Here is a 24314-nt window from a genome sequence, read left to right as displayed (position 1 = left end):
CGAGCTTTATTTAAGCTCGCTTTTTTTATATAAGCATTTAAAAAGTGGCTTGTTCGAAGTAGCTAATATCATCTAGGGTTTTACTAATAATCATCGCACCCTCTAATAAGCTCACTGTTTGTATTGCCGCGCGAGCAGGGTTTTCTTCACCATTCGCAGCGTGTGCTTGGGTTAACCACGCTAGATTTTTATTAAAAAACCGCTGAACTTCAACCCGCACTTTATCAGGGAGACTGTCGCTTTCTGCGCCGAGCAAGCCACATAAGCACATTTTTTTGTCTATCACGAGTGCATTTCTAAATAACTGAGTATAAATATCAATAGGATTTTTACCATTGGCTTTTAGGGCGTCAGGATCGCCAAGTACCAACATAAAAGCGTTGGTGTATTGATGCGCAAGCTCTGCACCTAAATCAGCTTTGGTTGGAAAGTGATAATGTACACTGGCACTTTTTATACCTATTTCAGTAGCAAGTTCTCTAAAGCTAAAGTTGCTATATCCACCCAGTCGCACTTTATTTTCTGCGGCTTGTAGCAGGGCTGCTTTTTTACTCATTTTGATATTTCCTTGCTGTTATCTGAAAAAATTATCAACCAGTAGGTAGTTATTTTCAAGCTCTTTTATTTTTAGTTTGCAAACACTAAGCGCTTGCTATAAATTACCTACCAGTAGGTAGGTTTGGTTTGCTAATATTAATTAGGGTCTGTTGACCTTTCAAGGTTAAATTTGCAGCAGTCTGTTTGGCATTTAGGCAAGGCAGCGCCTATGTGGTGTGGTTGTTCCCCATAAATAGGCGATAACGCAGCATCAATACCAAACAGGCGCTGCCCTTCGGGTTCTGCCTAAGGGCGATTTACTCTTTGTTGCTCGGTTTTTACTTAGCCCACTAGGTTACAAATCTCGCGCCGCGATTAAACCGCCCTTAGTTTGAACAAATTATAATCCGCAAAGGTCAACAGACCCTAGGTTGTTGTTAAAAATATAAGAGATAATTATGAAAATTTATGACGTAGAAAATTTCCCTAACCCATTACGGGTTCGTATTGCACTTGCTGAAAAAAATGCGACTGATAAAGTAGAGTTTGTTGCTGTTGATTTATTAAATGGGGAGCACCGCAGTGAGGCTTTCTTGGCAAAGAATCCGTTGGCAGGTGTACCTGTACTAGAGCTTGATGATGGTACTTTTATTGCCGAGTGCACTGCAATTACACAATACATTGATACCGCTTTTGCAGGCCCTTCATTAACTGGTGTTGAGGCAAAAGAACGCGCGGTAATTAATATGATGCAAAAACGTGCTGAGTCGATGGTACTTGATGCAATTGCCACTTACTTTCATCATGCTACTGATGGATTAGGACCTGAACTTGAAACCTATCAAAATGTTGCATGGGGTGAAAAGCAAGCTGAAAAAGCACAGCAAGGCTTGGTTTATTTTAATAGCGTATTAGCAAATTCAACTTATGTGGCAGGTGAACAATTTAGTGTTGCAGATATTACCTTATACGCAGGACTTGTGTTTGCAGGCTTTGCACAAATTGCTATTCCTACTGAACTCACGCACTTAATTGCATGGCAACAAAAGGTCGCTCAGCGTCCAAGTATTGCTGCTAAAAATTAATAATTTGGAGCCAACTATGAAAATTGCTGCCGACTTTAGTCAACGTGTCGTAGTACATAGCGAGTCACTTGAATGGATAGCTTCGCCCATGCCAGGTGTTGATAGACGTCCACTTGACAGAGTGGGCGACGAAGTTGCTCGTGCCACTAGTATTGTACGCTATGCGCCAAACAGCCACTTTAGCCCACATACACATACCGGCGGTGAAGAGTTTTTAGTACTTGATGGGATATTTCAAGATGAGCATGGTGACTTTCCAAAAGGTACCTATATTCGTAATCCTCCACAATCAAAGCATACTCCTGGCTCAAAAGACGGTTGTATTATTTTTGTAAAACTATGGCAGTTTCAGCCAGAAGATCGCCAGCACGTGTGTATTCACACACAGCAGATGCAAGGGCAGAAAACCCCCGAGTTTAATGACCTAAATGTCATTTTGTTATATCAAGATACGTATGAAACAGTGAGTATTGTACAGTTTAATGCTAATCAATCTTTAACGCTCACGGTGAGTGGTGGCGCTGAGTTGTTGGTTTTGGATGGCACTTTACAAGAGCATAACGACACACTTGAAAAACACAGCTGGCTTAGAGTGCCTGTTAATAGCCAAATAAACGCCACCGCGGGTAACAATGGCGCAAGAGTATGGATAAAAACCGGCTATTTAAACGATGTAAAAAACCAAGTTAATCGGTTACAAAAACATAATTAGCTCAAAAAATAAATCTGCATTAAGTGACTTTTTTGATCTGCTTCAAGTAAAAGCTTTTAACTATTGCCTATAATTTAAGCTCTTTTCATTCAAGGGTTGAGTTATGGTTAATTTAACACATGGTTTGTCGATTGGTATTGAGCGCTCAGGCAATGAGTTTTTCTTAACACTTAAGGCAATTGGTACCTTAACTCACAAAGACTATGAAGTGATCACCCCGATGATCGATTCAGCGTTAGGCGAAGTTAAACATCCTATTGTTAATGTATTAATAGATGGCACCGAGTTAGATGGTTGGGAGCTTCGTGCTGCTTGGGACGATTTAAAACTTGGCTTAAAGCACAACAAAGAGTTTAAAAAAATAGCGATTTACGGCAATAAAGAGTGGCAATCAACCATAGCTAAGTTAGGCAGTTGGTTTATGTCGGGTGAAATACAATACTTTGAAAATGCCACTACCGCTCTAGAGTGGTTAAAAACCAATAATGTATGACGCTTAATAAAAAAGGCCAACAGTGGCCTTTTTTGTAAGTATCTTGGTTTATTGCGAAAGTGTTTGCTGCGTGGGAAGCGCAGGAAAAGCGCCTTTAGCTAAGCATGCTTTTGAGCCACAGCGAAGACCAAAGTGAAGCGCTTTTTTTACTATTGACTCATCATTTAGCTTATCAGTAAGTGGCACTGCATTATCGCTGTGGTTTAAGTAGTACAGTACGCCAGCAATAAAAGCATCACCGGCGCTGGTGGTATCTACAGCGGTAATTGTTGGGGCTGCTTCACTGAGGGTAAAAGCGTTATGGTAAACAGTCGCTGGTGCTGGACCATCGGTTAAAAACACCAGCGTGACGCCTAATTCAAGCAGTGATTGTAAGTAGGCATCAGCTGATTGTTGGCGTTGCGTTGCTAAAAAATTTAACTCATCACGTGAGAGCTTAACAATATCGCAATACGCGTAGCATGCCTGCACGTTTTGCTCAATGTCATTGCTATTTCGCCATAAACTGTAGCGTAAATTTACATCAAAGCTAACGATTTTTTGGTTGTTTTTAGCCTGCTTTAAAGCACACACAGTAGTTTTTGCTATAGCTGTATTGGTTAAGGTGTTTGAACAAAAGTGTAGGGTACTCAATTTATCCCAATTAATACGCTTTAAATGCTCATTCGTTAACAGTAAATCGGCTGTTTGATGACGATAAAAGTTAAAGCTGCGTTCGCCGCTTTCATCTAGGCTGACAATAACCATAGCTGTTTGCGCGCCTTCTATGGTAAATAAATACTCAGTATCTACGTTATATTGCTCAAGCGCATTAGTTAATTGTTTAGCAAAATAGTCATCTCCCATACCGCCACAAAACGCAGCTTTGCCGCCGAGCTTTGCGTAACCTACTGCCACATTAGCTGGAGCACCTCCTGGAATGGGCAAATAAGCACTGTTTTGAGAGTCTTGAGGCAGCATATCAATAAGCAGTTCACCAAGGCTAAGTAATTTGGTCATAGTGTAAATCCTAAAAAACCTAGCATGGCTAGGTCAAAATTCAAGGGAGAATTATTAAAACTAGTGTAACAATCGCTGAACAAACATAGCTTCAGCGATTGTTACACTAAAATTGGTTAGTTAAACGCGTATTTAAACGTCAATGACGTTGTACGGCCATTAATAGCACGTGCGCGTATAATGTTGTTATCAGGTATTGAGCCTTCTTCTGCTTCAGTAATACCTACCGTATCGAATAGGTTATTTACGTTTAACGCAATATTAAGGTTTTCTGATAAATCGTAGCTTACAAAGCCATTTACTTGAGTGTAACCATCAAACTTAAGATCGTTATTATCTTGAGCATAGGCATCGGTAGTACCAATAAAGCTTAGGCCTGCAGAGCCTTTTTCATAAGTGTAACGTGCCATTAATGAGTAAATTAAATCAGCTTGGCGACGAGGCGTATTACCAACCACTTCAGGGGTAAGTGCATCTTTTGAAATTTCAGCGTCTGTCCACGTTAAATTACCACGAAAATCCCATGCATCAATAAAGTAGGTTGATTCAACCTCAATCCCTTTTGCTTCATATTCGCGGTCGAAAAAGGTTTGTGATGTCGCTTCAAAGTTTTGCTCTTCAGTTTGTGCATAAAATGCCGTGGCAAAAACTGACAGTGAATCAAAGCGCTTTTTAATACCAAACTCATACTGGTTTACTTCATCAACGGCATCTTCATCGGCTACTGAGCCATCGGCGCGAACTTTACCAAATAAAAGTCGGTCAGCATTGGCGCGACCGCCTTTACTCAATCGTGCAAACGTTGCAAGGCTTGAGTCAATTTGGTAATTGGCACCAATTGAATATGATGCGTAATCCCAGTCGTAATTAACAGGGCTGGCATTTGCAAGGTCAATACCTGCAACATTTTGTTCAGGAACAGAAATCACACCGTCGCGATTCATATCAACGGTTGAGGTAACCGCGCCTGCATAGTTACCACGTGCTTCACCGCTGTCATAACGGGCACTAGCATCAATACTTACGTCACCCACCTTAGTTGAAAATGCAACATAGGGTGCACGAGTGTCGTATTCTGTGTCGTAATCACGTTGGCAACAGTTACCCCAAAAAGGCGTGCCATAAGCGTATAAGCCATTTTCAGAGAATTCAGTCCCATCGGCGGCTGTTACATTTAACAGCGCAGCGTTATCACCTTTGAGCTCCATTAGGTAGGAATTCCATAACCACGACATGGCAATATTTTGGGTTGACGCATAATAGCCAAAAGTAACGCTAGTATCATCGCTTAGCGATTTAGTCAGTTTGAAGTCGTTAACAATTGAGTCAAAGTCGTTCATGGTTACGTCAAACGTATGAATACGCATGGCTAAATCATCGTTAAATGCAGCACCTGTGGTCGCATTACGAAGCGTTGCACCCACACCACCAATACTTTGCGCTATAGCTGATGCATCACCAACTTCAGCTGGGATCAATGAATTAAAATTACCGCTTACAGATGATTTACGAAAACGATTTTCAATACGCCAATCGTTGTCTAAATCAAATACAGCCTCAAAACCAATTGAGTCAACTTGCGGATTCATACCATCGCGAATATCGCCGTTGCTTATTTGATTTTCGCCGTTTAAGCGCACTGTTTTAGTAAATAATGCCGAATGCGGGGTATCTGATTGTGCGTCAAACCCAGGAATTGAGTCACCATTTGCATACATTGGCATAGGTAAGTAGCCAACACTTTTATCATCTAAATGTTTGTAATAAAGACGCACGTATCCATTTTCAAAATCTTTGGTCAGGTTGGCTTTAATTTGCCCACCTTTATTTGATGTGTAACCTGTTTCACGTGGGCCTTCACCTTGACGTACAAAACCACCAACATGAAAGCGTACAGTGTCATTTAAATAGGTGCCATATTCAAAGTCAGTTCGAATAGTATCGTAATCTAGGCCAAGTGTAGTTGATACGCTGCCCGATTCGTTTTCGCCATTTTTAGAAATGAAATTAATTATGCCACCCGGTGCATTACTTGCTGCGGTAGAGGCGGAACCACCGCGAATAGATTCAATAGTTTGCACTGTGTTATCTAAGCGCATAAAAATGTCAGCGTTACCAAATGCAATATCGCCATATTGTAAAACAGGTAAGCCATCTTCTTGAAGCTGTAAAAATTTAGCACCACCAGAGGCAACCGGTAAACCACGTACTGCAATGTTGGCGTTACCTTCACCGCCGGTTGATTCTGAGCGAACCCCAGGAATAATTCTAAATGCCTCAGCAGTAGAGCGAGGCGTAGACACCTCAACTTGCTCAAGCGACACACTGCTTACAGAAGAACTTGACGCCATTATCGTTGTACGGCGGGGAACACCGGTAACAACAATTGTTTCTAGCCCTTTGTTAGCTTGCGCTTGTGTATTTTGCTCTTGTTGTTGTGCATTAACGCCTTGGCTAACGGCGAGCGCTAAAGCACTGATCAGATATAAAGGTGTGTTGTGTGTTGTCATGTGAACGCCTCGTTTTAAACCCAAAGGGAAGTTGTTATTTTTACTTAATCGATTAAGTAAAAATAACAAAGTTTTTACAATAAGCAAATTATTTTGTTAATTATTTGCTGTTTTTTTACTCAAACATTGATTTTTTATAATGTTTTTATAGCATTAAAAGTTGTTTGTTTACTCAGCGACTAAGTTACTTTGCTCTAATGCTGTTGCTGATGGGTCACGAATATAATTAAATAGCATAGCTAAAAATAATATGACTGCAAAACCCGTAGCTAAATAAAAACCGTAGCGCACGTGTCCAAAGTAATCGCTGATCATACCCATAAATAAAGGTGCCAAGGCGGCTGACAGTGCGGTAAAAAATAATATAACGCCGGCTACTGCGCCGTGTTGATGCACAGGAAAACACGATATTCCCTTAGAATTTAAAGTAGGGTAGACCATCGACATAAATAAACCTGAGAGAGGTAATAAAGCCACAGCCCAATCAACGCCGCCATAAAGAGTGCCAACGTAACACAACGCAATGCCAAAGCTTAAGTAAGCCATAACTCCTTGCCAACTAAACCTATTCAGTAACCATACCGCAATAAAACGCCCTGCAGCACGTAACACAAAAAAGATTGTAAGTGCGTAAGTGGCCAGCAGCGGCCATGAGCCAGTGTAATCTTTTAGTAGAGTAGGCATCCACACGTATATGGCGACTTCGGTGGCAACATATAAAGCAATTGCAAGTGAAAAACCCAGTGCATAAGGATTTTTAACCATTTTCATAGTCGTTTTTAGTGAGGCTGGCTTATCTGTACTTTTTACCACCGCAGGGTAATCGGCACGCCAAGCAAGCAATGCCAAAATCAAACACATAATGCCAGCAATAATGTAAAGGTAAGTCCAACTTACATTTTGAACCAGCAGCACGCCAACTAAAGCAGGGCCAACAATGGCACCAATGCCAAAAAAACCTTCTACTTTATTCATGGTTTTGGTGTGCTCTTCGTTGCTATTAGAAATATCACCTAAAAGCGCCAATGCACCGGTTTTAAATAAACCAATGGCGAGGCCAATACAGCACAGTAAAAAAACAAAAAATATAAAGCTGCTACTAATTGCAAACAAAAAACAACTTGCAGAGAATATTAATAATCCAAGCATAATCGTTTTTTTACGGCCAAGGCTATCGGCTAAAAAGCCTAGAAATAATCCACTTATTGCAATCATGGCCATAGGCGCATAATGAAACGCACTGGCTTGGGTCATACTTAATCCAAAATCACTTATGAGTTCGGGAATGATCATGCCAACGGCGTCAGAGGTCATGGCAAACATAAAAAACATCATGTATGTGAGCCAACGAATTTGTTGCAACGGATCGCTGCTTACGTGTGTGTGTGATTTTGTCATTTGCTTTTCCTCGTTAAATGCTTGGTAACACACATTAAGTTGTCAGTAACTTATTGTAGTATTAATCGAGCCACGATATTTGTATGTAAAATATTTAAAAATTACTTGTAAATTCTCACTTGCTAGTTAAAGATATATCTTAATCGATTAAGTTTCAACTTGGTAATCACACATGATGAAGAATAAAGTTCAATTGATCACATATGCTGATCGAATCACCGGTAAAGATATAAACGCATTAACAGCACTTCTAAAGGGTCCACTTAAAGACGTTTTTGCAGGGGTACACTTATTACCATTTTATAACCCAATAGATGGTAGCGATGCAGGTTTTGACCCAATTGATCACAGTGAAGTTGATGCCCGAATAGGAACTTGGTCAGATATTCAAGTACTTGGAAAAGACCATGATTTAATGGCCGACTTAATAGTGAACCATGTATCGGCGCAATCGTTTCAATTTCAGGATGTGCTGGCCAAAGGCAAAGCCTCTGAATTTTGGGATTTATTTTTAACTAAAGAAGACGTATTCCCTAATGGCATGAGCAACCAAGAACAACAAGCCATTTACCGTCCACGGCCTGGAAGCTGTTTTACACCAATGAAATGCGGTGATGGTCAAACGTATGATTTTTGGACCACCTTTACTGACAACCAAATTGATATAAATGTAAAAGTAGAAGCAGGCATTGCCTATTTAAATAACGTACTTACTAAATTTTCTGCTAACAACGTAAACATTATTCGTTTAGATGCAGCGGGTTATGCCATTAAGCAAGCAGGTACTAACTGTTTTATGCTGGATGAAACATTTGCCTATTTAGATAAACTCTCAAAGCAGGCAAATGATTTAGGCATGGAAACCATTGCTGAAATTCATAGCCATTATCAAACTCAAGTTGACGTGGCTAAGCGCGTAAACATGGTGTACGACTTTGCCCTACCACCGCTTATTTTACATAGCTTATTTAATAATGACGTAGACGCACTGCTTAAGTGGTTACAAATTTCACCGCGTAACTGTTTAACTGTACTAGACACCCATGATGGCATTGGCATTATTGACGCGGGTCCAATGGGCGATAAACCTGGGCTGTTGAACGCATCTCAAATAGATAATCTAGTAGAAACCATGCATGCCAACAGCAATAACCAGAGCCGTAAAGCAACAGGTGCAGCTGCAAGTAACGTCGACCTATATCAAGTTAACTGTACGTATTACGATGCATTGGGCGCAAATGATTTTGATTACTTATTATCTCGCGCCATTCAATTTTTTGCACCGGGTGTACCACAAGTATATTACGGTGGTTTATTTGCTTGCAAAAATGATATGGAGCTTCTGGCGAGCACGAACGTTGGTCGTGATATTAATCGCCCTTATTTAGATGCCGCTAAAATAGATGAAGCGCTAAATAAGCCGGTAGTAAAAGGATTAATAGCGTTAATTAAAATACGTAATGAACACCCTGCATTTGCTGGTGAATTTACTGCTCAAGGTGGCGCAAGTGTATGTTGTTTAATGTGGAAGCTTGAACAACAGTCAATTTCTTTGAGTATTGATTTTACAAGTCGTACCGCACTTATTACGCAGGTTAATGGTGCTCAAGAAAACACTTTAAACTTACAAAGTTTATTAGTTTAAATAGCTTTATTTGTTGAAAACCAAAAAGCCAAGCAACTTAAGCTTGGCTTTTTTATCTGAGCTACTAACAGCGCTCAGCTACTTGCACCAATATCGAGTGCGTAACCTACTTCGTGTTGTTTTTCTTCTTTAGAAATAAATAAGTTAGCAGCTATTACACCTTTTTCTTGGCTATTTTGATGAATAGTCGTAAGGCGAGGCACAAAACGGGCTGCTTCTTCTATGCCATCAAATCCAACAATACGTAGCTCATTCCCTATTTTTATCCCTTGTTTTATTGCTTCTCGCATGGTGGCGAGGGCGATTAAATCACTCATACATATAATCACATCAGGGCGTGGTGAGGCGTTTAATACTTCTTTTGCAGCTATGCTGGCAAAACGCTCGCTACTTTCAGGAATATTCCAAATGCGGTCGTCGGCTACCGTTACATTCGCTTCATTTAACGCACGCTGATAACCTCGTAAGCGTTGGTGAGAAATAGATTGACCCGTTTCAAACTCATGATGTTCGTAAACTCGGCACAATACATTTTCATCGAGTAATCTCAAGCCCAATATTGCCACGTTATCAGTTGCCCTGTGCAAAACATGTTTGGCTATTTCGTAACTGGCTTGTTCGTTGTTTATGTTAATTGATGCGTTGCGGGCAATATCAAAATCCACAGTAACCACATGTTTTTGTACTGTTTTTAGTTGCTCTACCAGTGCTTTATTTCGCGGGCGACCATAACAAATAAAGCCATCAACAAAATCAACAACGTTATTGAGATTGTCGCTATTGCCTGAAAACAATAAAACATTAATGCCGTTTTTTTCAAGCACTGAGGTTACACCACGCATAAAGCTACTGGCGACAGGGTCTGACACCATATATTCCACGCTATCTGGCAGCACTAAAGCAACAATATTAAACGTGCCACTTCGCAGAGATTGCGCCGCTTTGTTAGGGCCATAATAACCGAGCTCTTTGCAAGCTTTAAGTATGGCTTCGCGTCGTTTAGCCGAGAGTTGATCTGGGCGATTAAACGCATTTGATACCGTAGCATTAGACACACCTAACTCTTTGGCGATACTTTTTAATGTCCAGCGGGTGGGTTTACTCATCGGCGACTCTTAACTACTTAGCAGGGAATTAGTAAATTAACATATTAGGCTGTTTAATATAACAAAAACTGTTGTGTTGCGTTAATGTCGACACGCTTTAGGGGCAATACCAAAGGTTTGCTTAAACAAGCGGCTAAAATGGCTGGCGCTATTAAAACCAAGGTCATAGCACACTTTACTTATAGCTTGGCCTTCTAATAAAAGCGTACGGGCTTTTTTAAGCCTAAGTTGTTGCTGCCAAAGCGCAGGGCTTGTACCAAAAGCAAGTTTAAATTGCTGGTAAAACTTACTACGGCTCATACAGGTTATTTTGCACAAGGTGTCTATGTCGAGTGAGTCATTTAAATGCTCTTCGATATAATGCAGTGCATCACTCACGTTACTTTTTAGGCGCAGTTTATTGCAGTTTGCCAGTAATAAATCACGGCTTTGTTGTTGCAGTAAACGGGTGACCAACTCGTTTAACGATAAATCAATTAAGTAGTGCCGCTCAGCGCCTTGCTCACTAAATAAATGCACCATGCGCTCTAATAACTGCTGTGTTTGCGTATTATGTTGGGTGTGCACTAAATTAGGGCTGTATTCAAACAAGGTATCACTAGCAAAGCTTTGCTGCATATTAAGCGCACTAGCCACATTACTTATTTTATCGGTGCTAATTTCAATCGCTAAACAGGTGGTAGGTGAGTTGATAGTTGCCTGTGGAAAATCAATCAGCACCCCTTGCTCAGGCGCTAACACAAACGATTCGTGGGGCAAAAACGCTTTATGATACTGACTACTCTCAACATGCATAATTTTCTTGCCACTTAGCATGGCACAAAACAGTAATTCGTTTGAATGCAGCGCCACTTTTTGCGCACTTTTATAAGTATCGTAAATACTCAGTTCGCTGTTATCGGCAGCAAAGCTCACTTTGTTTTCAATAAGCACATCAAGTTGTTGGCGTTTTTTATTTAACTGCGACGAATACATAATCAGCCTTTTTAATGATTAAATCGTTTGGACTCACAGGCAATTTTTTTGGACTGCTAATCAAGTTTTTAAGCGCTTAATAGTCTAATGTCAATCAATACCGATTAAATATAAAGCAACTTGCTACATTACTCTAACAAGTTGCTGATATTTCGGCTTAGACTTTTAGCTAACAACAACAAGAGAACACACATATGATTTACGCAAATCCAGGCTCAGCAGATGCACTCATCACATTTAAACAGCAGTATGGTAACTATATTGGCGGCGAATGGGTTGAACCCGTTAATGGCCAATACTTTGAGAATATTAGCCCTGTAAATGGCAAAGTGTTTTGTAAAATTCCTCGCTCTGATAAAGACGATATTAATTTAGCACTTGATAAAGCGCATGCCGTAAAAACGCAGTGGGGCACCACCTCAGTTACCGAGCGCAGCAATATTTTATTAAAAATTGCCGATCGCATTGAACAAAACCTAGAGCTACTCGCAGTGGCCGAAACATGGGATAACGGTAAAGCAATTCGCGAAACCCTCGCGGCGGATATTCCACTTGCTGCGGATCACTTTCGTTACTTTGCCGGTTGCTTGCGTGCTCAAGAGGGCAGCATTGGTGAGATAGACGAAACCACGGTGGCGTATCATTTTCATGAGCCATTAGGGGTTGTAGGGCAAATCATTCCGTGGAACTTTCCAATTTTAATGGCTGCATGGAAACTAGCGCCTGCACTTGCAGCAGGTAACTGTGTGGTACTTAAACCTGCTGAGCAAACTCCCGCATCAATATTAGTGTTAATGGAAATTATTGGTGATTTACTGCCCGGCGGCGTGCTAAACGTAGTAAATGGCTTTGGTAAAGAAGCTGGTGAAGCACTGGCAACCAATACGCGTATAGCTAAAATTGCCTTTACAGGCTCAACCCCTGTGGGCTCACATATTTTAAAATGTGCAGCCGATAACATTATTCCTTCAACGGTAGAGCTTGGGGGGAAATCACCTAATATCTTCTTTAGCGATGTTATGGAAAAAGACGACTCGTACCTAGATAAAGCAATTGAGGGCGCTATTCTTGCCTACTTTAACCAAGGTGAAGTATGTACTTGTCCATCACGCTTGTTCATTCAAGAAGACATTTATGAGCAATTTATAGAACGTATTTTACAACGTACTAAGCAAATTAAACGCGGTAACCCGCTAGACAGCGAAACTATGGTAGGCGCGCAAGCCTCTAAAGCACAGTTTGATAAGATTTTAAGTTACATTGATATTGGCAAACAAGAGGGGGCTGAAGTACTTAGTGGTGGCCATGTTGAGCAACTTAGCGATGAGCTAAATGGTGGCTATTACATTCAACCTACTTTATTAAAAGGCACTAACGATATGCGCGTGTTCCAAGAAGAAATTTTTGGCCCCGTTATTTCAATGTCGACCTTTAAAGATGAAGCCGAAGCACTCGAATTGGCTAACAGCTCTGAATTTGGTTTAGGCGCAGGGGTATGGAGCCGTAATATGAACCGCGCTTATCACTTTGGTCGCAAAATAGAAGCCGGCCGTGTATGGACCAACTGTTACCATATGTACCCAGCACACGCTGCGTTTGGCGGTTATAAAAAGTCTGGTATAGGTCGCGAAACGCACAAACTCGCGCTCGATCATTACCAACAAACTAAAAACTTATTAGTAAGTTACAGTGAAGATCCGCTTGGCTTCTTTTAATAACGCGTTTTAGTTTAAACAAACAACCTATAAGTAATGAAAGCGCTGCGTTATTGCAGCGCTTTGTTTTTTAAAACCCTAAGCTACTCACAAAATAGCCGGGTGTGGTGGAGAGCGTCAAAAGACAATACCAACTATGTTAAATCGTTAATTGACGTGATAAAAGATCAACCTGAAGTCCATGAACTGATTAAAGAAATAGCAGCAGGTATGGGGCAGTCACTTGAAAATAATAAGCCATTTTACATTGAAGAGCTGCAAAATAAATCAAACCTAAGCGAAAGTACGCTACCAGTGAGTGACTTTAAAACACAGGTTTATGTTATTGTAACGCCACAGTGTGCAAGTGCCTGTCTTGACGCCATTGATGTATTTAAGCAGTTTTCAAACACTCAGTTATTTGGCGCGCCAAGTAGTGCTGATTCACTGTATATGGATGTTCGATTAGCCGATTTACCCTCAGGGTTAGGTAAAGTGATAGTTCCTAATAAAGTGTATGTTAATAGAGCAAGAGGAAAGGGCGATTACTACAAACCTGATATTGCCTATAACGATATTGATTGGACAACCGATAAGCTATTAGAAAAAATTAAACTGTTATAAAAAAAGCCGCTTGTTGTAACAGGCGGCTTAACTTTCTAACTAGGGGTTAGTTTAAAACGTATAACGGGCGCCAATTGCGTAGCGTGGACCATACTGGCGAGCAAATAAGAACTGCTCTTCGTAACGGCCATACCCTTGCTCGGTTTCATTATTAAGGTTAATACCTTCAAAGAATACCGTCACATTTTCATTAACGTCATAATTTACGCTCATATCCCATTGACCATATGATTTGGCGTATTGTGGTGGTGCATCAGCAGAGCCTTGCGCTTGGCCTACACCAATTAAATATGCATCACGCCAAGCGTAAGTTACTTTTACAGATAAACCTTCTTTTTCGTAAAACGCTTGGAAGTTAGCTGAATCACTTAATCCTGTTAATGGAGCTTGTTGGTCTAGGCTGTCTGTATCAAATTCAACATCGCCGTCAACAAACGTTGCATTTACACCGACCCCAAAGCCTGTCTCACCAATTAAGTGTTGTACTGCTACTTCAAAACCATCGACTGATTTACTATCGGTATTTTGTGGTTGGCTAATATTCCAAGTAATAAGTGGATCATTACTATTTGGTTCAATTTGGCCGTTTGCATTGCCATCACCATTAGCAAGCATTTGTGCAAAGATAGCATCGCTTGTTGCTTGATCACCACGAGCTTCAATATCACTAACCGCTTGTAAATAGCGTGGGCCATTTAAAATATCATGTAAGCCTTCAATGGTGGTTGGAGTAATGGTGGTTTGAATAAAGTTATCAACGTCCTTTTTAAAGTAACCTACTGATGCATAGCTGCCTTCTGAATAGTAATACTCTAATGATAGGTCAAGGTTTGTTGATTCAAATGGCAATAATCCTGTATTACCTTGGCTACCTACTCGTGACCCTGGTTTTGGGCTGCCTGTTAGGTTACGACCACCGGCTAAATCACCCAGTGGCGCGCGCGACATAGTTTTACCCCATGATACGCGAGCAACTAAGTCATCGGTTACGTCAACACTTAGGTCGATTGATGGTAGTAAAATATCGTAACTTCCTTCTTGAGCTAAGAAGTTGTCATCGCCGCCAGCTTCATATTGAGTGATCCACTCTGAAGCACTGATCCAATTTACTTGTTGCTCAACGCGTTGACGAACAGAGCTAGTTACATCGGTTTCTTCATAACGAAGACCAGCATTTACTTTTATGTAGTAATTGCTAACTTCAAATTCCCAACGTGATTGAACATAAATACTGTTGGTAATTTCTTCAACAGCGCTTTGACTGTCAATACCATCAAGATAGGCATTAGGCGCATAGGCATCGCCACCGGTTACATCAGCGGTAAGGTATGCCATTTGTCTTGCTACAGCTTCATCAAAATCAAAGCTGTAATAATAGTTAGGTTGTAAATCGCTACCACCACCGGCAAATTGGTCTAATAGTCCAGAAGTGTTGTTAAGGGTAAACATACCATCAGGGAATATCTCGGTGTAAGAAGGGTTAAAACCCGGGCCGCCAACTAAGCCACTCCATGCTTCATAACCACCAGTATTTTGCTCTGTACGCGAACCACCAAACTTCACTTCAATTAAACCAATGTCAAAGCTATCGTTTATCCATGTTGTATGTAATTGCAGCTGCTCAATACTCGATTCACCAGGTGAATGAATAAACTGGCTAAAGTTTGAATCAATTTCACCAGGACTTAATACGCTAGTACCGTTTTTCCAGTTAACTTGCGCATGTGGAATTTCGCCAGTGCGGTAATCATAAATTTTATTTACAAGTTGATCAGAGCCTAAAATAACTTGGCCATCACTACCCAGGCCTTTGTCTGCGCCGTTATCTGTTTCGTTTTTAGAGTCGTGGTAGTCAAGCTCAACTTGCCATGTTTCATTAATTTGCCAATCTAAATTTAAGCCAATAGAACGAGCTTTAACTTCTGTGGTGTTTTTACTCGAGGTAAATGATGCATCGTTACCACTTATATCTGCATAAATAGCTGTGCCATTTTCATCTAACTCGTAGCCGTTGATGTTACTACCAAAGTCGTTCCAAATACCCCAGCCGAGTGTTTCTGAGCCTGTTGTAGCCTCACTTGCTGTATAATCAAGGGTTGCTACAAAATTATCTGTGGGTGCAAATTGCAGTGTGACTTGCCCATTAGTGCGCTCGCGTTGTAAATCTTCAATTGAGTAGTTCATGTCTTTTGCAAAAAAGTGATTACCTACACGATTTCCTTGCGCATCTACTGCGCGTGGATCAATAAAATCACCTTCAGCAAGAGTTGGTAGGTCTACATTAGCTTGCCAACCTTGAATATTGGCGCTTTGCTTCTGAAAGTCACGTTCTTGATGCGAAAAAGAAAAACCAATCCCAAACATTTCATCGCTAAAGGTATTGCTATAAATAGCCGATACTTCTGGTGTTACATCGCTACCCGCTTCATTTGATGAATCATGAATAGCTTTAGCTGTTGCCGAAAAGTGCTGTCCAGGTCTTTGCAAAGGTCGAGTTGTTGAAATGTTAACCGTCGCACCTAAGCCACCACTGGGCACATCAGCACGGGCTGTTTTAAATACTTCTAAGGCACTAACACCTTCTGAGGCAATGTTTTCCAGATTATACGAACGTGAGTTACCCGTTCCAGGCATTTGGCGACCATTAAGTGTTACCAAATTAAATGAGGGGCCAAAACCACGTACGGTAATTTGGCTACCTTCGCCGTTTGCACGACTCACCGACACACCCGTAATACGTTGCAGTGACTCTGCTAAGTTAGTATCAGGAAATTTCCCCATTTCTTCAGCAGAAATAGCATCGACTACCCCTGATGCATCGCGTTTCATATCCATAGAGCGGATAAGTGAACCTCGAATACCTTTAACTTGTATTACTTCGATTTCAGGTTCAACAGTATTCTGTTCTGCTGCATGAGCGATATTAAGCGTACTTGCAGTGATGATAAGTGACACAGAAGCCGCTAATTGGCTTTTTTTAAAATTAAATGTGTTCATAATTGCTCTGCTTTTTAACTAAATTTTACGGTAAGTAGGTGCACATATACACCTACAATTAAGTGACTTTTAATTATGGAACGCCAATGAAAGCGTTATCTACACGATAAACAGCGCCTTCACCTGTGTCCCAAGCTGGGAAAATCATCACTACATCTAACGCACTAACATCTAAACCAGCACCTGCTAAATCAGCTAGGTTAAAGGTATATGTTTGCCATTCACCAACCGTAGGTTCTATACCTTCGTTGCTGTTAGTTAATGGAATTTCGACAGCTGAGCTGCCGTTATCAGACTCCACTTTGAAAGTCCAAACTGAATCAAGATTATTTGGTTTTGAAATCACCTTTAACTCAAACGCTATTACACCGTTTTCTAATATAGAGGTGGCATCGAATGCTTCACCGCTTCCGCCTGCAGATGTCCTATTATTAAAGCCCATTACTGTTGCTGTTGCACCAATAGAAAATTCAGCCGTTAAACCGTGCTCTTCATCATCTACTACTTCAACCGGCGTTGAACCACCACAGCAATCCCACATTGGCCAATTTAAGTTTTGTTCATCACTGAAAAGATCAACTTTTGGTAAGTCGCCTTCAATAACCACATTGGTAATTAAGTATTCTGCGCCTTCACCTGTTTGCCATGCCGGGAACACCATTAATACATCAATAGCACTTAAATCTAAGCCTCTTTCTTGTAGTAGAGAAAGCGGGAATGTATAGGTTTGCCATTGGCCTGTAACCGGTGTTACGCCTTCAACACTATCGCTAAGGGCTACGTCGCCTGTATTAGGGCCACCATCACCCGCTTCAGCTTTTAATAGCCAGGTTGTCGAAGATGTTGGCGGGGTTACCACTTTCATATCAAATGATACACGGCCATTTAAATCAAGAAGGAGTGAAGCGTCAAATGGAGATGAGGTGCCTGTAAAATCACCTGGGAAGTGACCACCACGAGTTGAAAAACCTAAAACAGTACCGTTATTATCGTTAATGTTAAACTTAATAGCGTTGCCTTTATCAGCATCGGTTATAGTTTCTGGTGTGGTTCCACCACAACAATCCCATGCGATCCAGTTGGCGTTTAATGTGCCATTGAATATATCAAGGTTTCTTGCAACGCCATCACTTGGTGGAGTAGGTACAGGGGCTTTACCTTCTACAAGTGCATCGTCTAGGCTATCGTAACCAGGACGAACTGTTTCACAACCTTTACCTGTGGCCGGATCTGAGGCACATTCGTACACGCGAACATAATCAATCTCAAAGCTTTGACCTTGTGCAAATGCAGCAGCATCAATACCTAAATTATTTACGTTCTCAGGCCAATCGCCACCAACAGCATGGTTTAAAATAAGATAAAAATCTTTATCAAATGGGGCATTATCCCAGTGAGTAGTAAGTTCGCCGTTACCTTGTTCAAAGTATTCAGCAAACCAGCCTTTATGTTTAAGGCCAACAGGCTCGTCTTTAGAGTTGTAACGAACTTCAGAGCGACGCTGTGTAGCGTATAAATAGCCGTCTACGTACCAGCGAATTTCGCCTTCTTGCCATTCGATTGCATAAGTATGAAAGTCATCTGCGGGGTTCATACCTTCAGGTAAGGCATAAGCTTTACCTGAACTTGAGTTATTTGGCCACTCACGACCATAGTGAAGTGTGCCATGAATATTTGCTTCAACGGTGCCATCTTCAGCAACTGTTTTTAAATTAACAGCTTCTAAAATATCAATTTCGCCAGAGCGCGGCCAAGTGCCATATACTTCATCGGTTGGCATCATCCAAAATGCGGGCCAGCTACCTTGACCAGAAGGCAACTTTGCACGCATTTCAAAACGGCCATAAGTAAAGTCGGCGTTGTAACGGGTGTTTAAACGGGCTGACGTGTATGGTTTTTCTGCACCTTCTTCTGCAGGTAAGGCGACTATATTTAGTACACCGTCTTTAATGAAGGCATTTTCTTCGCTGTCGGTGTAACATTGTTTTTCGTTGTTGCCACCGCCAGCGCAGTTTAATTCAAAGTTCCACTTGTTAGCATCAATGCTTGTGCCATCAAATTCATCACTCCAAACCATTTGCCAATCTGAAACTGGCTGGGCAGGATCTACTTTTTCAAAATTGGATGTTGTTGCAGCATCGCCGCCACAGCCCGCCAAAGATGCTAATGAAATAGCAGCCAAAAGACGAGTAATGCGTGTTGTTTCAATGTTCATAACTGAACCCCGTTCAACTGATTATTGTCAGAATATAGTGTATTTGTTGATTTTTACATTTTGTAAGCGCTTACATTTTCATGTGTGATAAATGTAAGCGCTTACAAATAATATGGGGGATTCTCAACTGGGTCAAGAATTTGTTTAAATAATTTACAATTGGTTTACTTTTAACGGTTTTTTTTTGTTAACAGGAACGGTTAAACGCCTAAGTAATGTTATAAATAAAGGGTTAAAAGGTATGCATGGGCGTTTTTACTCAGCCGTATTGCTATTTTTTAAATGGCATTATTAACAATTGCCACAAGGATGAATTTTGTTTTGGGTTTGGATATTGGCTCAAACCAAGTGCAATATTTTTATCAGGTTGACTTGCCTGTGATTTATAGCTGCCAAAAAGTCTATCCCACCAGGTTACACTAAAGCCAAAGTTACTGTTTGTTTCTTCGGGGTTTTGGCTGTGATGTATGCGGTGCAGCACTTGGGTGATGAGGATTAGGCGCAGTGGTTTTTCTATTGCGTTTGGCAAGCGAATATTTGCGTGGTTAAATAATGCTAACCCATTGAGTGCAATTTCAAATATGAGTACTGCAATAGCAGGTACACCCAAAGCAGTAACGGCAATCAATTTTATAAGTATGCTGAGTACAATTTCAATAGGGTGAAATCGCAGACCCGTACTGGTATCAATATGCGCATCAGCATGATGCACACGATGTAGTCGCCACAATAACGCAGTGGTATGAAACAGCCGATGCTGCCAGTAAATAATTAAATCAAGCAAAAGTAAGCTGAGTATCACTGCGATGAGTGATGAAACGTTAAGTTGATTAAATAGCCCAACTCCATGCTGCTGGTAATAAATAGCAACTGCGGTTAATCCAACCGGTACGGTTAGGCGTGAGAGCAGGGTAGAGGTAAGGGTTAATCCAAAATTAGCCAACCAACGTGACCTATTTTTAATTATTGATTGGCGTGCAGGTTTTCGCCATTCAAGCAGCATCATTATTGCCAGTACGCTGAAAAAAAAGCCGAGTCGCCAATACATTTCATGACTCATGGTTTACCTCGTGGAATGCGGTTTCTTGCTGTTTTAAGGTGTAGTAACCTCCATATATACGAGTAAAAATAGTTATCGCGCAGGCAATGGCAAATAAAACAGCAAGAATTGAAAAATACTGCGGCCAAATACAAAAGGCAATAAACAAGGCAATGGTTTCAGTGCCTTCAGTTAGGCCATTTAAGTAGTAAAAACTTTTGTATTTAAATTGCGGTTTATCGAGTTTAAATTTTTCGGCGGCAATCGCAAACGCTAAAAAACTCGACCCTGTGCCTATAAAAGTCACAAGTAATAATGACCCCGCCAATGCATTTTGCTCAGGGCTACTTAAAATAAACGCAAAAGGAATAAGCGCATAAAACAAAAAGTCGAGGGTAATGTCTAAATATCCCCCTGCGCTTGAACTGCTCTGAGCGTAACGCGCGAGTGCGCCATCAAGACCATCAAAAATGCGATTAATACAAATTACGATTAATGCGCCGTACCAATATTCAAAAATAATCAGTGGAACGGCTAGCAAACCAATTAAAAAACCTATTAAGGTTAATTGATCGGCACTCACTCCTTTTTTGTGCAGCTGTTTTACGCACGGAGTAAGCACCGGTTTTATAAGTGGGGTAATAAATTTATCTAACATTCATATCACTTTGTACGTTTAGATTGATGATTTTGCCATTTGTGGCTATTGCGTCACTTTCATCATGGGTGACCATAATGGCGGGTAACTGATATTCCCTAATTTGTGAAAACACCAGCTGACGGGTTTCAATACGTAATTGCTGATCAAGCTTACTAAAGGGTTCATCGAGTAAAATCGCTTTGGGTTTACTCAGCAATAACCGTAATAAAGCAACACGGGCTTGCTGTCCACCTGAGAGGGTATCTGGATGGCGTTTGGCCATACCTTTTAGCCCTATGTGTGTAAGTGCTTGATCTATTTGCTGCTGGCGTTGTGTTTTATCCATTTTTGGCATGGCAAAGCTAATATTACCGCCAACCGATAAATGCGAAAATAGTAATGGGTCTTGGTATAGCACAGCAACATGGCGTAAATGGCTGGGCAAGCAACTAATATTAGTATCATTTAGCCACACCTCGCCAGTCGCATTAAGACCCGTAGGTAATGTGCCAGTAAGCCAATTTAATAAGCTAGATTTACCGCTCCCTGATGGCCCCATAATGGTAAGAATTTCACCACCTTTTACCTGTTCATTTAAACTCAGTAATAATTCGTTTTGACGATAAAGCTGACAATTTTTAATTTGTAATGATGGCTGCATTAAACGCCCTTTAGTATATTGAAATTATAGCTGCTTGTTATTAAAAACATACCGAGGTAATCCCCACGCTAGTATAAAGCCGAGTAGGGGTAAGCCCATTTGTAGTATTGCATACACAGCACTGGTGCGCCTACTCGCACCATTTGCCAGCGTTACGGCTTCGGTGGTTATGGTGGCTATTCGGCCACCACCGGCTAACAGGGTTGATAAGTACTGGCCAAAGCTTATTGCTAGCCCCAGCGCCATTGCAATTAATATAGGCGCAAATAACTGTGGCAATTTAACCTGGAAAAACACCTTCCATGGGCTGGCACCTAGGCTTGCAGCAACACGCGCAAATCTTGGGTCTAAACGCCTGTAACTATCCGCAATAGATAAAAAAACATAGGGTAAAACAAACAGCAAATGTACAAATATCACATTAAAAAAAGCATGCTGACTATTTAGCAATTGCTGTAGCCACACAATACCAAATAAAAAAGCAATACTGGGCACCAGCAATGGCAGGTATATAATTATCTGTGCCCACTTCGACAAAGGTTTAGCTGTTATTTGTTCTGCTTCTAAGCATAACAGTACCAAAATAGTGGCGAAACCCGTGCTAACAAGCCCAATAACAAAAGTATTAAACAAAGGAGTGTGTATGTGTGTAAAAGCATTTTCAAAGTGCAGTAATACCAAACTGGAGGGTAAAGTATCCGGAAAACGCCAATAACCAGCCACTGACCATAGTACTAACCCAATTAACGCAGCTGCAATAAAGGCTAAAATTACGCAAGTAAAGACATGAGTAAAAGTACGAACAAGTTGGTGAGCATAATGGCGTCGGCCGTTGATGAGTGACTGACTAAAAACTATAGCAATGACTTTTTCAAGTAATAGCCAAATTAGCAGTAGCCCAACAGTGATCGCTAATTGTAACAGAGCACCCGCCGAGGCCTTTATTCGCAGGGTTAAATCAACATCATTAAACCAATGCATAATAGCAACGGCTAAAGTCGGGGGGGTATTTGGCCCAAGTATGAGTGGCATTTCAACGCTGGCACTGGCATAAGCAAGTACTGCAAAAATGGGTAAACGTAACAGTGGGTATAAATTGGGTAGCACCACCTTAAAAAAAGCCACCATAGGGTAATAACCTAAATTAACCGCAATTTGATGCTGCTTTCGTAGCTTTTTGCCAAGTTCAGGCTGCGCTAAAATACCCAATGCAATGAGCAATAAAAAAGGCAGCTCTTTAAGTACAAGCCCAATAATAATGCTCCAGCCAAAAGTATCATATGGTAATGAGCCCTCAGGTGCCAATTGCCAGCCCGTTAACCAAGGCGAAAACAAGCGAGTGAATAATCCCGATGGTGCGATTAAAAAACTTACTGCAATCGCCGCTGCAGCGTGGGGAATAACCAGTATGGGACTCAATAGGTGTTCAATTCGTTTTAGCCATACACTATTAAAAAATGCAGCCAGCATAATAATCATGAGTGCAAACGCTATTAATGTACTAATTAGTCCGGTACGTATACTCAAGCCTATCATTTGTGAAAGCCCCGGCGTATCCCATAAAGCATTAAACCCAGCCAAACTCATGTTGGTTTTATTCAAGACAGGCGCCCAGCCAAAGGCAGGCAACATTACTCCAATTAGGCCGCCCAATACAGGTATTGTTAACAGTGCCAGCAAACAGTAAGGGGTTATTTTGACTAGGCGTGAGAATAAATCAGCTGTATGGAGTACTTTACTCATTGGCTTGTTCCATAACGAGCTTCCCAGCCAGTGTTAATCGCCTCTACCCAGCTTGGGTGTGGCTCACTGAGTGTGCGTTTAATACTATTAAGAGGTAGTGCGCTAGGATGCGGCTTCACGGCCTTAAATAATGCCTGCTGCTCTGCGGTTAAGCTCGTTTGAATTAATACCGTTTTGTCACCCCATATAGCGGGTTTTTGTTTATGCGCTTGCGCTGCGGGGCTTAATAAAAAGTTAGCCACTAATTGCGCACTTTGTGCATGGCTTGCATTATAAGGAATAGCGACAAAGTGAGTATTACTTAAGCTGCCATCTTGCATTGCGTAGCTACGTATACTTTTTGGTAAATCATAACGCTTTACCGCAGCCGGTACTTCTGGTGCCGAAAACGTAAAGCCAATACTAAGCTCTGTATCGTCTATTAAACGGCGCATTTGTACGCCGCTTTGCATAAAGTACTCGCCATTACGCCAAAGATTAGGGTGCAATTTATTTAAAAATGCCCACAAAGAGTCAAGCACTTGGGCTGTGTTTTCATCGGTAGCGGGTTGATTTAATTTTGCTTGTAGCATTGCATCGCTATGTTGGTGTAATACCACTAATGCATACTTTAAAAAGCTCATTCCTAAAAAGTCAGGGGGTTTGGGGTAACTAAATCGTCCTGGGTTTGCTTTACTCCAGCTTAATAACTCATTAAGGGTTTGAGGTGGAGCGCTCGTTGCTAGCGTATCGTAATAAAAAGTCAGTGAGGCTTGCCCCCAGGGGGCTTCCATTCCCTGAGTGGGTAAACCAAAATCAAACAGCACGCTGGGATTGTTTTCTGGATTGGTGTAAATAAAATTAGGCAATTTATCAGCCCAGTCTTTTAGTAAAAGCCCGTGTTTACTCATAGCAGCAAAGTTAGCCCCATTGATCCAAATTAAATCGACACTGCCTTGGGTATGATTATTTGCTGATTTTTCAGCAAGCACGCGGCTTACTGCTTCACTGGTATCACTGAGTTTTACATGTACTAAGTTAATGTTATATTTAGCTTTTACTTGCTGCGCAGCCCACTGAATATAGGCATTTATTTGCGCATCGCCGCCCCACGCATAAAAATACACCGATTGGTTTTTGCCTTGGTTTTGGATTTTTTGCCAAACAGTATTACTCGCATCATTAGCAAATACACTAAAAGCGGTGAGTAGGCACATAAAAATGGCGATACTAAAAAAACACCTTTGCAAGCACACTGTAAA

Annotated in this window: 18 protein-coding genes and 1 pseudogene; 6 read left to right on the top strand and 13 right to left on the bottom strand. The window is 41.1% G+C overall.

What is annotated here, in order from left to right; translation table 11 throughout:
* Positions 1 to 37: 37 nt before the first annotated feature.
* Positions 38 to 556, bottom strand: coding sequence for a TetR/AcrR family transcriptional regulator (locus P20311_RS01580; protein WP_008108918.1), 519 nt, complete (start codon positions 554 to 556; stop codon positions 38 to 40).
* Between the two features lie 439 nt (positions 557 to 995).
* Between P20311_RS01580 and P20311_RS01575 the strand changes: the two genes are divergently transcribed.
* From P20311_RS01575 to P20311_RS01565, 3 genes are all read left to right on the top strand, one after another.
* Positions 996 to 1622 carry a glutathione S-transferase family protein gene (locus tag P20311_RS01575; protein ID WP_008108917.1) on the top strand — a complete coding sequence of 209 codons (627 nt, stop codon included), beginning with the start codon at positions 996 to 998 and terminating at the stop codon, positions 1620 to 1622.
* 16 nt (positions 1623 to 1638) lie between these two features.
* Positions 1639 to 2334, top strand: a complete 696-nt coding sequence (locus P20311_RS01570; protein ID WP_008108916.1) for a cupin domain-containing protein — start codon at positions 1639 to 1641, stop codon at positions 2332 to 2334.
* A 103-nt stretch (positions 2335 to 2437) separates the two neighbouring features.
* The gene (locus tag P20311_RS01565) at positions 2438 to 2827 is read left to right on the top strand and encodes an STAS/SEC14 domain-containing protein (protein ID WP_008108913.1); all 390 of its coding nucleotides are present in this window, start codon (positions 2438 to 2440) and stop codon (positions 2825 to 2827) included.
* Between the two features lie 48 nt (positions 2828 to 2875).
* Here P20311_RS01565 and P20311_RS01560 read toward each other — a convergent pair whose 3' ends face one another.
* The 3 genes from P20311_RS01560 to P20311_RS01550 form a co-directional block, all read right to left on the bottom strand.
* Positions 2876 to 3826 carry a carbohydrate kinase gene (locus P20311_RS01560; RefSeq protein ID WP_008108912.1) on the bottom strand — a complete coding sequence of 317 codons (951 nt, stop codon included), beginning with the start codon at positions 3824 to 3826 and terminating at the stop codon, positions 2876 to 2878.
* A gap of 116 nt (positions 3827 to 3942) precedes the next feature.
* The gene (locus tag P20311_RS01555; protein WP_008108910.1) at positions 3943 to 6336 is read right to left on the bottom strand and encodes a TonB-dependent receptor; all 2394 of its coding nucleotides are present in this window, start codon (positions 6334 to 6336) and stop codon (positions 3943 to 3945) included.
* A gap of 168 nt (positions 6337 to 6504) precedes the next feature.
* Positions 6505 to 7734, bottom strand: coding sequence for a sugar MFS transporter (locus tag P20311_RS01550; RefSeq protein ID WP_008108908.1), 1230 nt, complete (start codon positions 7732 to 7734; stop codon positions 6505 to 6507).
* A gap of 172 nt (positions 7735 to 7906) precedes the next feature.
* Between P20311_RS01550 and gtfA the strand changes: the two genes are divergently transcribed.
* Positions 7907 to 9379, top strand: coding sequence for a sucrose phosphorylase (gene gtfA / locus P20311_RS01545; RefSeq protein ID WP_008108906.1), 1473 nt, complete (start codon positions 7907 to 7909; stop codon positions 9377 to 9379).
* Positions 9380 to 9453: 74 nt separating this feature from the next.
* Here the strand turns inward: gtfA and P20311_RS01540 are convergent, their stop codons facing one another.
* Both P20311_RS01540 and P20311_RS01535 read right to left on the bottom strand, forming a co-directional pair.
* Positions 9454 to 10485 carry a LacI family DNA-binding transcriptional regulator gene (locus P20311_RS01540; protein ID WP_008108904.1) on the bottom strand — a complete coding sequence of 344 codons (1032 nt, stop codon included), beginning with the start codon at positions 10483 to 10485 and terminating at the stop codon, positions 9454 to 9456.
* An 81-nt stretch (positions 10486 to 10566) separates the two neighbouring features.
* Positions 10567 to 11460, bottom strand: coding sequence for an AraC family transcriptional regulator (locus tag P20311_RS01535; RefSeq protein WP_008108903.1), 894 nt, complete (start codon positions 11458 to 11460; stop codon positions 10567 to 10569).
* A gap of 194 nt (positions 11461 to 11654) precedes the next feature.
* Between P20311_RS01535 and P20311_RS01530 the strand changes: the two genes are divergently transcribed.
* Positions 11655 to 13175 (top strand): aldehyde dehydrogenase family protein, encoded by a 1521-nt coding sequence (locus tag P20311_RS01530; RefSeq protein ID WP_008108901.1) that lies wholly within the window; start codon positions 11655 to 11657, stop codon positions 13173 to 13175.
* 81 nt (positions 13176 to 13256) lie between these two features.
* Positions 13257 to 13778: pseudogene (locus tag P20311_RS01525) on the top strand (hypothetical protein); the annotation flags it as partial.
* 51 nt (positions 13779 to 13829) lie between these two features.
* Here the strand turns inward: P20311_RS01525 and P20311_RS01520 are convergent.
* The 7 genes from P20311_RS01520 to P20311_RS01490 all read right to left on the bottom strand — a co-directional run bounded on the left by P20311_RS01520 (position 13830) and on the right by P20311_RS01490 (position 24269).
* Entirely contained in the window at positions 13830 to 16775 is a 2946-nt protein-coding gene (locus P20311_RS01520) for a TonB-dependent receptor (protein ID WP_008108898.1), read from the bottom strand.
* Between the two features lie 73 nt (positions 16776 to 16848).
* Positions 16849 to 18990 carry a glycoside hydrolase family 16 protein gene (locus P20311_RS01515; RefSeq protein ID WP_008108895.1) on the bottom strand — a complete coding sequence of 714 codons (2142 nt, stop codon included), beginning with the start codon at positions 18988 to 18990 and terminating at the stop codon, positions 16849 to 16851.
* A gap of 271 nt (positions 18991 to 19261) precedes the next feature.
* Positions 19262 to 20050, bottom strand: a complete 789-nt coding sequence (locus P20311_RS01510; RefSeq protein ID WP_008108893.1) for a sterol desaturase family protein — start codon at positions 20048 to 20050, stop codon at positions 19262 to 19264.
* Complete coding sequence (locus P20311_RS01505; protein ID WP_008108891.1) at positions 20040 to 20687, bottom strand: CDP-alcohol phosphatidyltransferase family protein; 648 nt, start codon at positions 20685 to 20687, stop codon at positions 20040 to 20042. The genes P20311_RS01510 and P20311_RS01505 overlap by 11 nt, the downstream gene beginning before the upstream one ends.
* Entirely contained in the window at positions 20677 to 21330 is a 654-nt protein-coding gene (locus tag P20311_RS01500; RefSeq protein WP_008108889.1) for an ATP-binding cassette domain-containing protein, read from the bottom strand. Before P20311_RS01500 ends, P20311_RS01505 begins: the two co-directional genes overlap by 11 nt.
* A gap of 24 nt (positions 21331 to 21354) precedes the next feature.
* Positions 21355 to 23073 (bottom strand): ABC transporter permease, encoded by a 1719-nt coding sequence (locus tag P20311_RS01495; RefSeq protein WP_008108888.1) that lies wholly within the window; start codon positions 23071 to 23073, stop codon positions 21355 to 21357.
* Positions 23070 to 24269: an ABC transporter substrate-binding protein gene (locus P20311_RS01490; protein WP_008108887.1), complete on the bottom strand. Its 1200-nt coding sequence runs from the start codon at positions 24267 to 24269 to the stop codon at positions 23070 to 23072. Before P20311_RS01490 ends, P20311_RS01495 begins: the two co-directional genes overlap by 4 nt.
* Between the last annotated feature and the right edge of the window lie 45 nt (positions 24270 to 24314).

Origin of the sequence: Pseudoalteromonas sp. BSi20311, from assembly GCF_000239875.1 — a bacterium.
Taxonomy (GTDB): Bacteria; Pseudomonadota; Gammaproteobacteria; order Enterobacterales; family Alteromonadaceae; genus Pseudoalteromonas.
The sequence above is the reverse complement of the archived record's forward strand: the minus strand, read 5'-3'. Positions and strand labels throughout refer to the sequence as shown.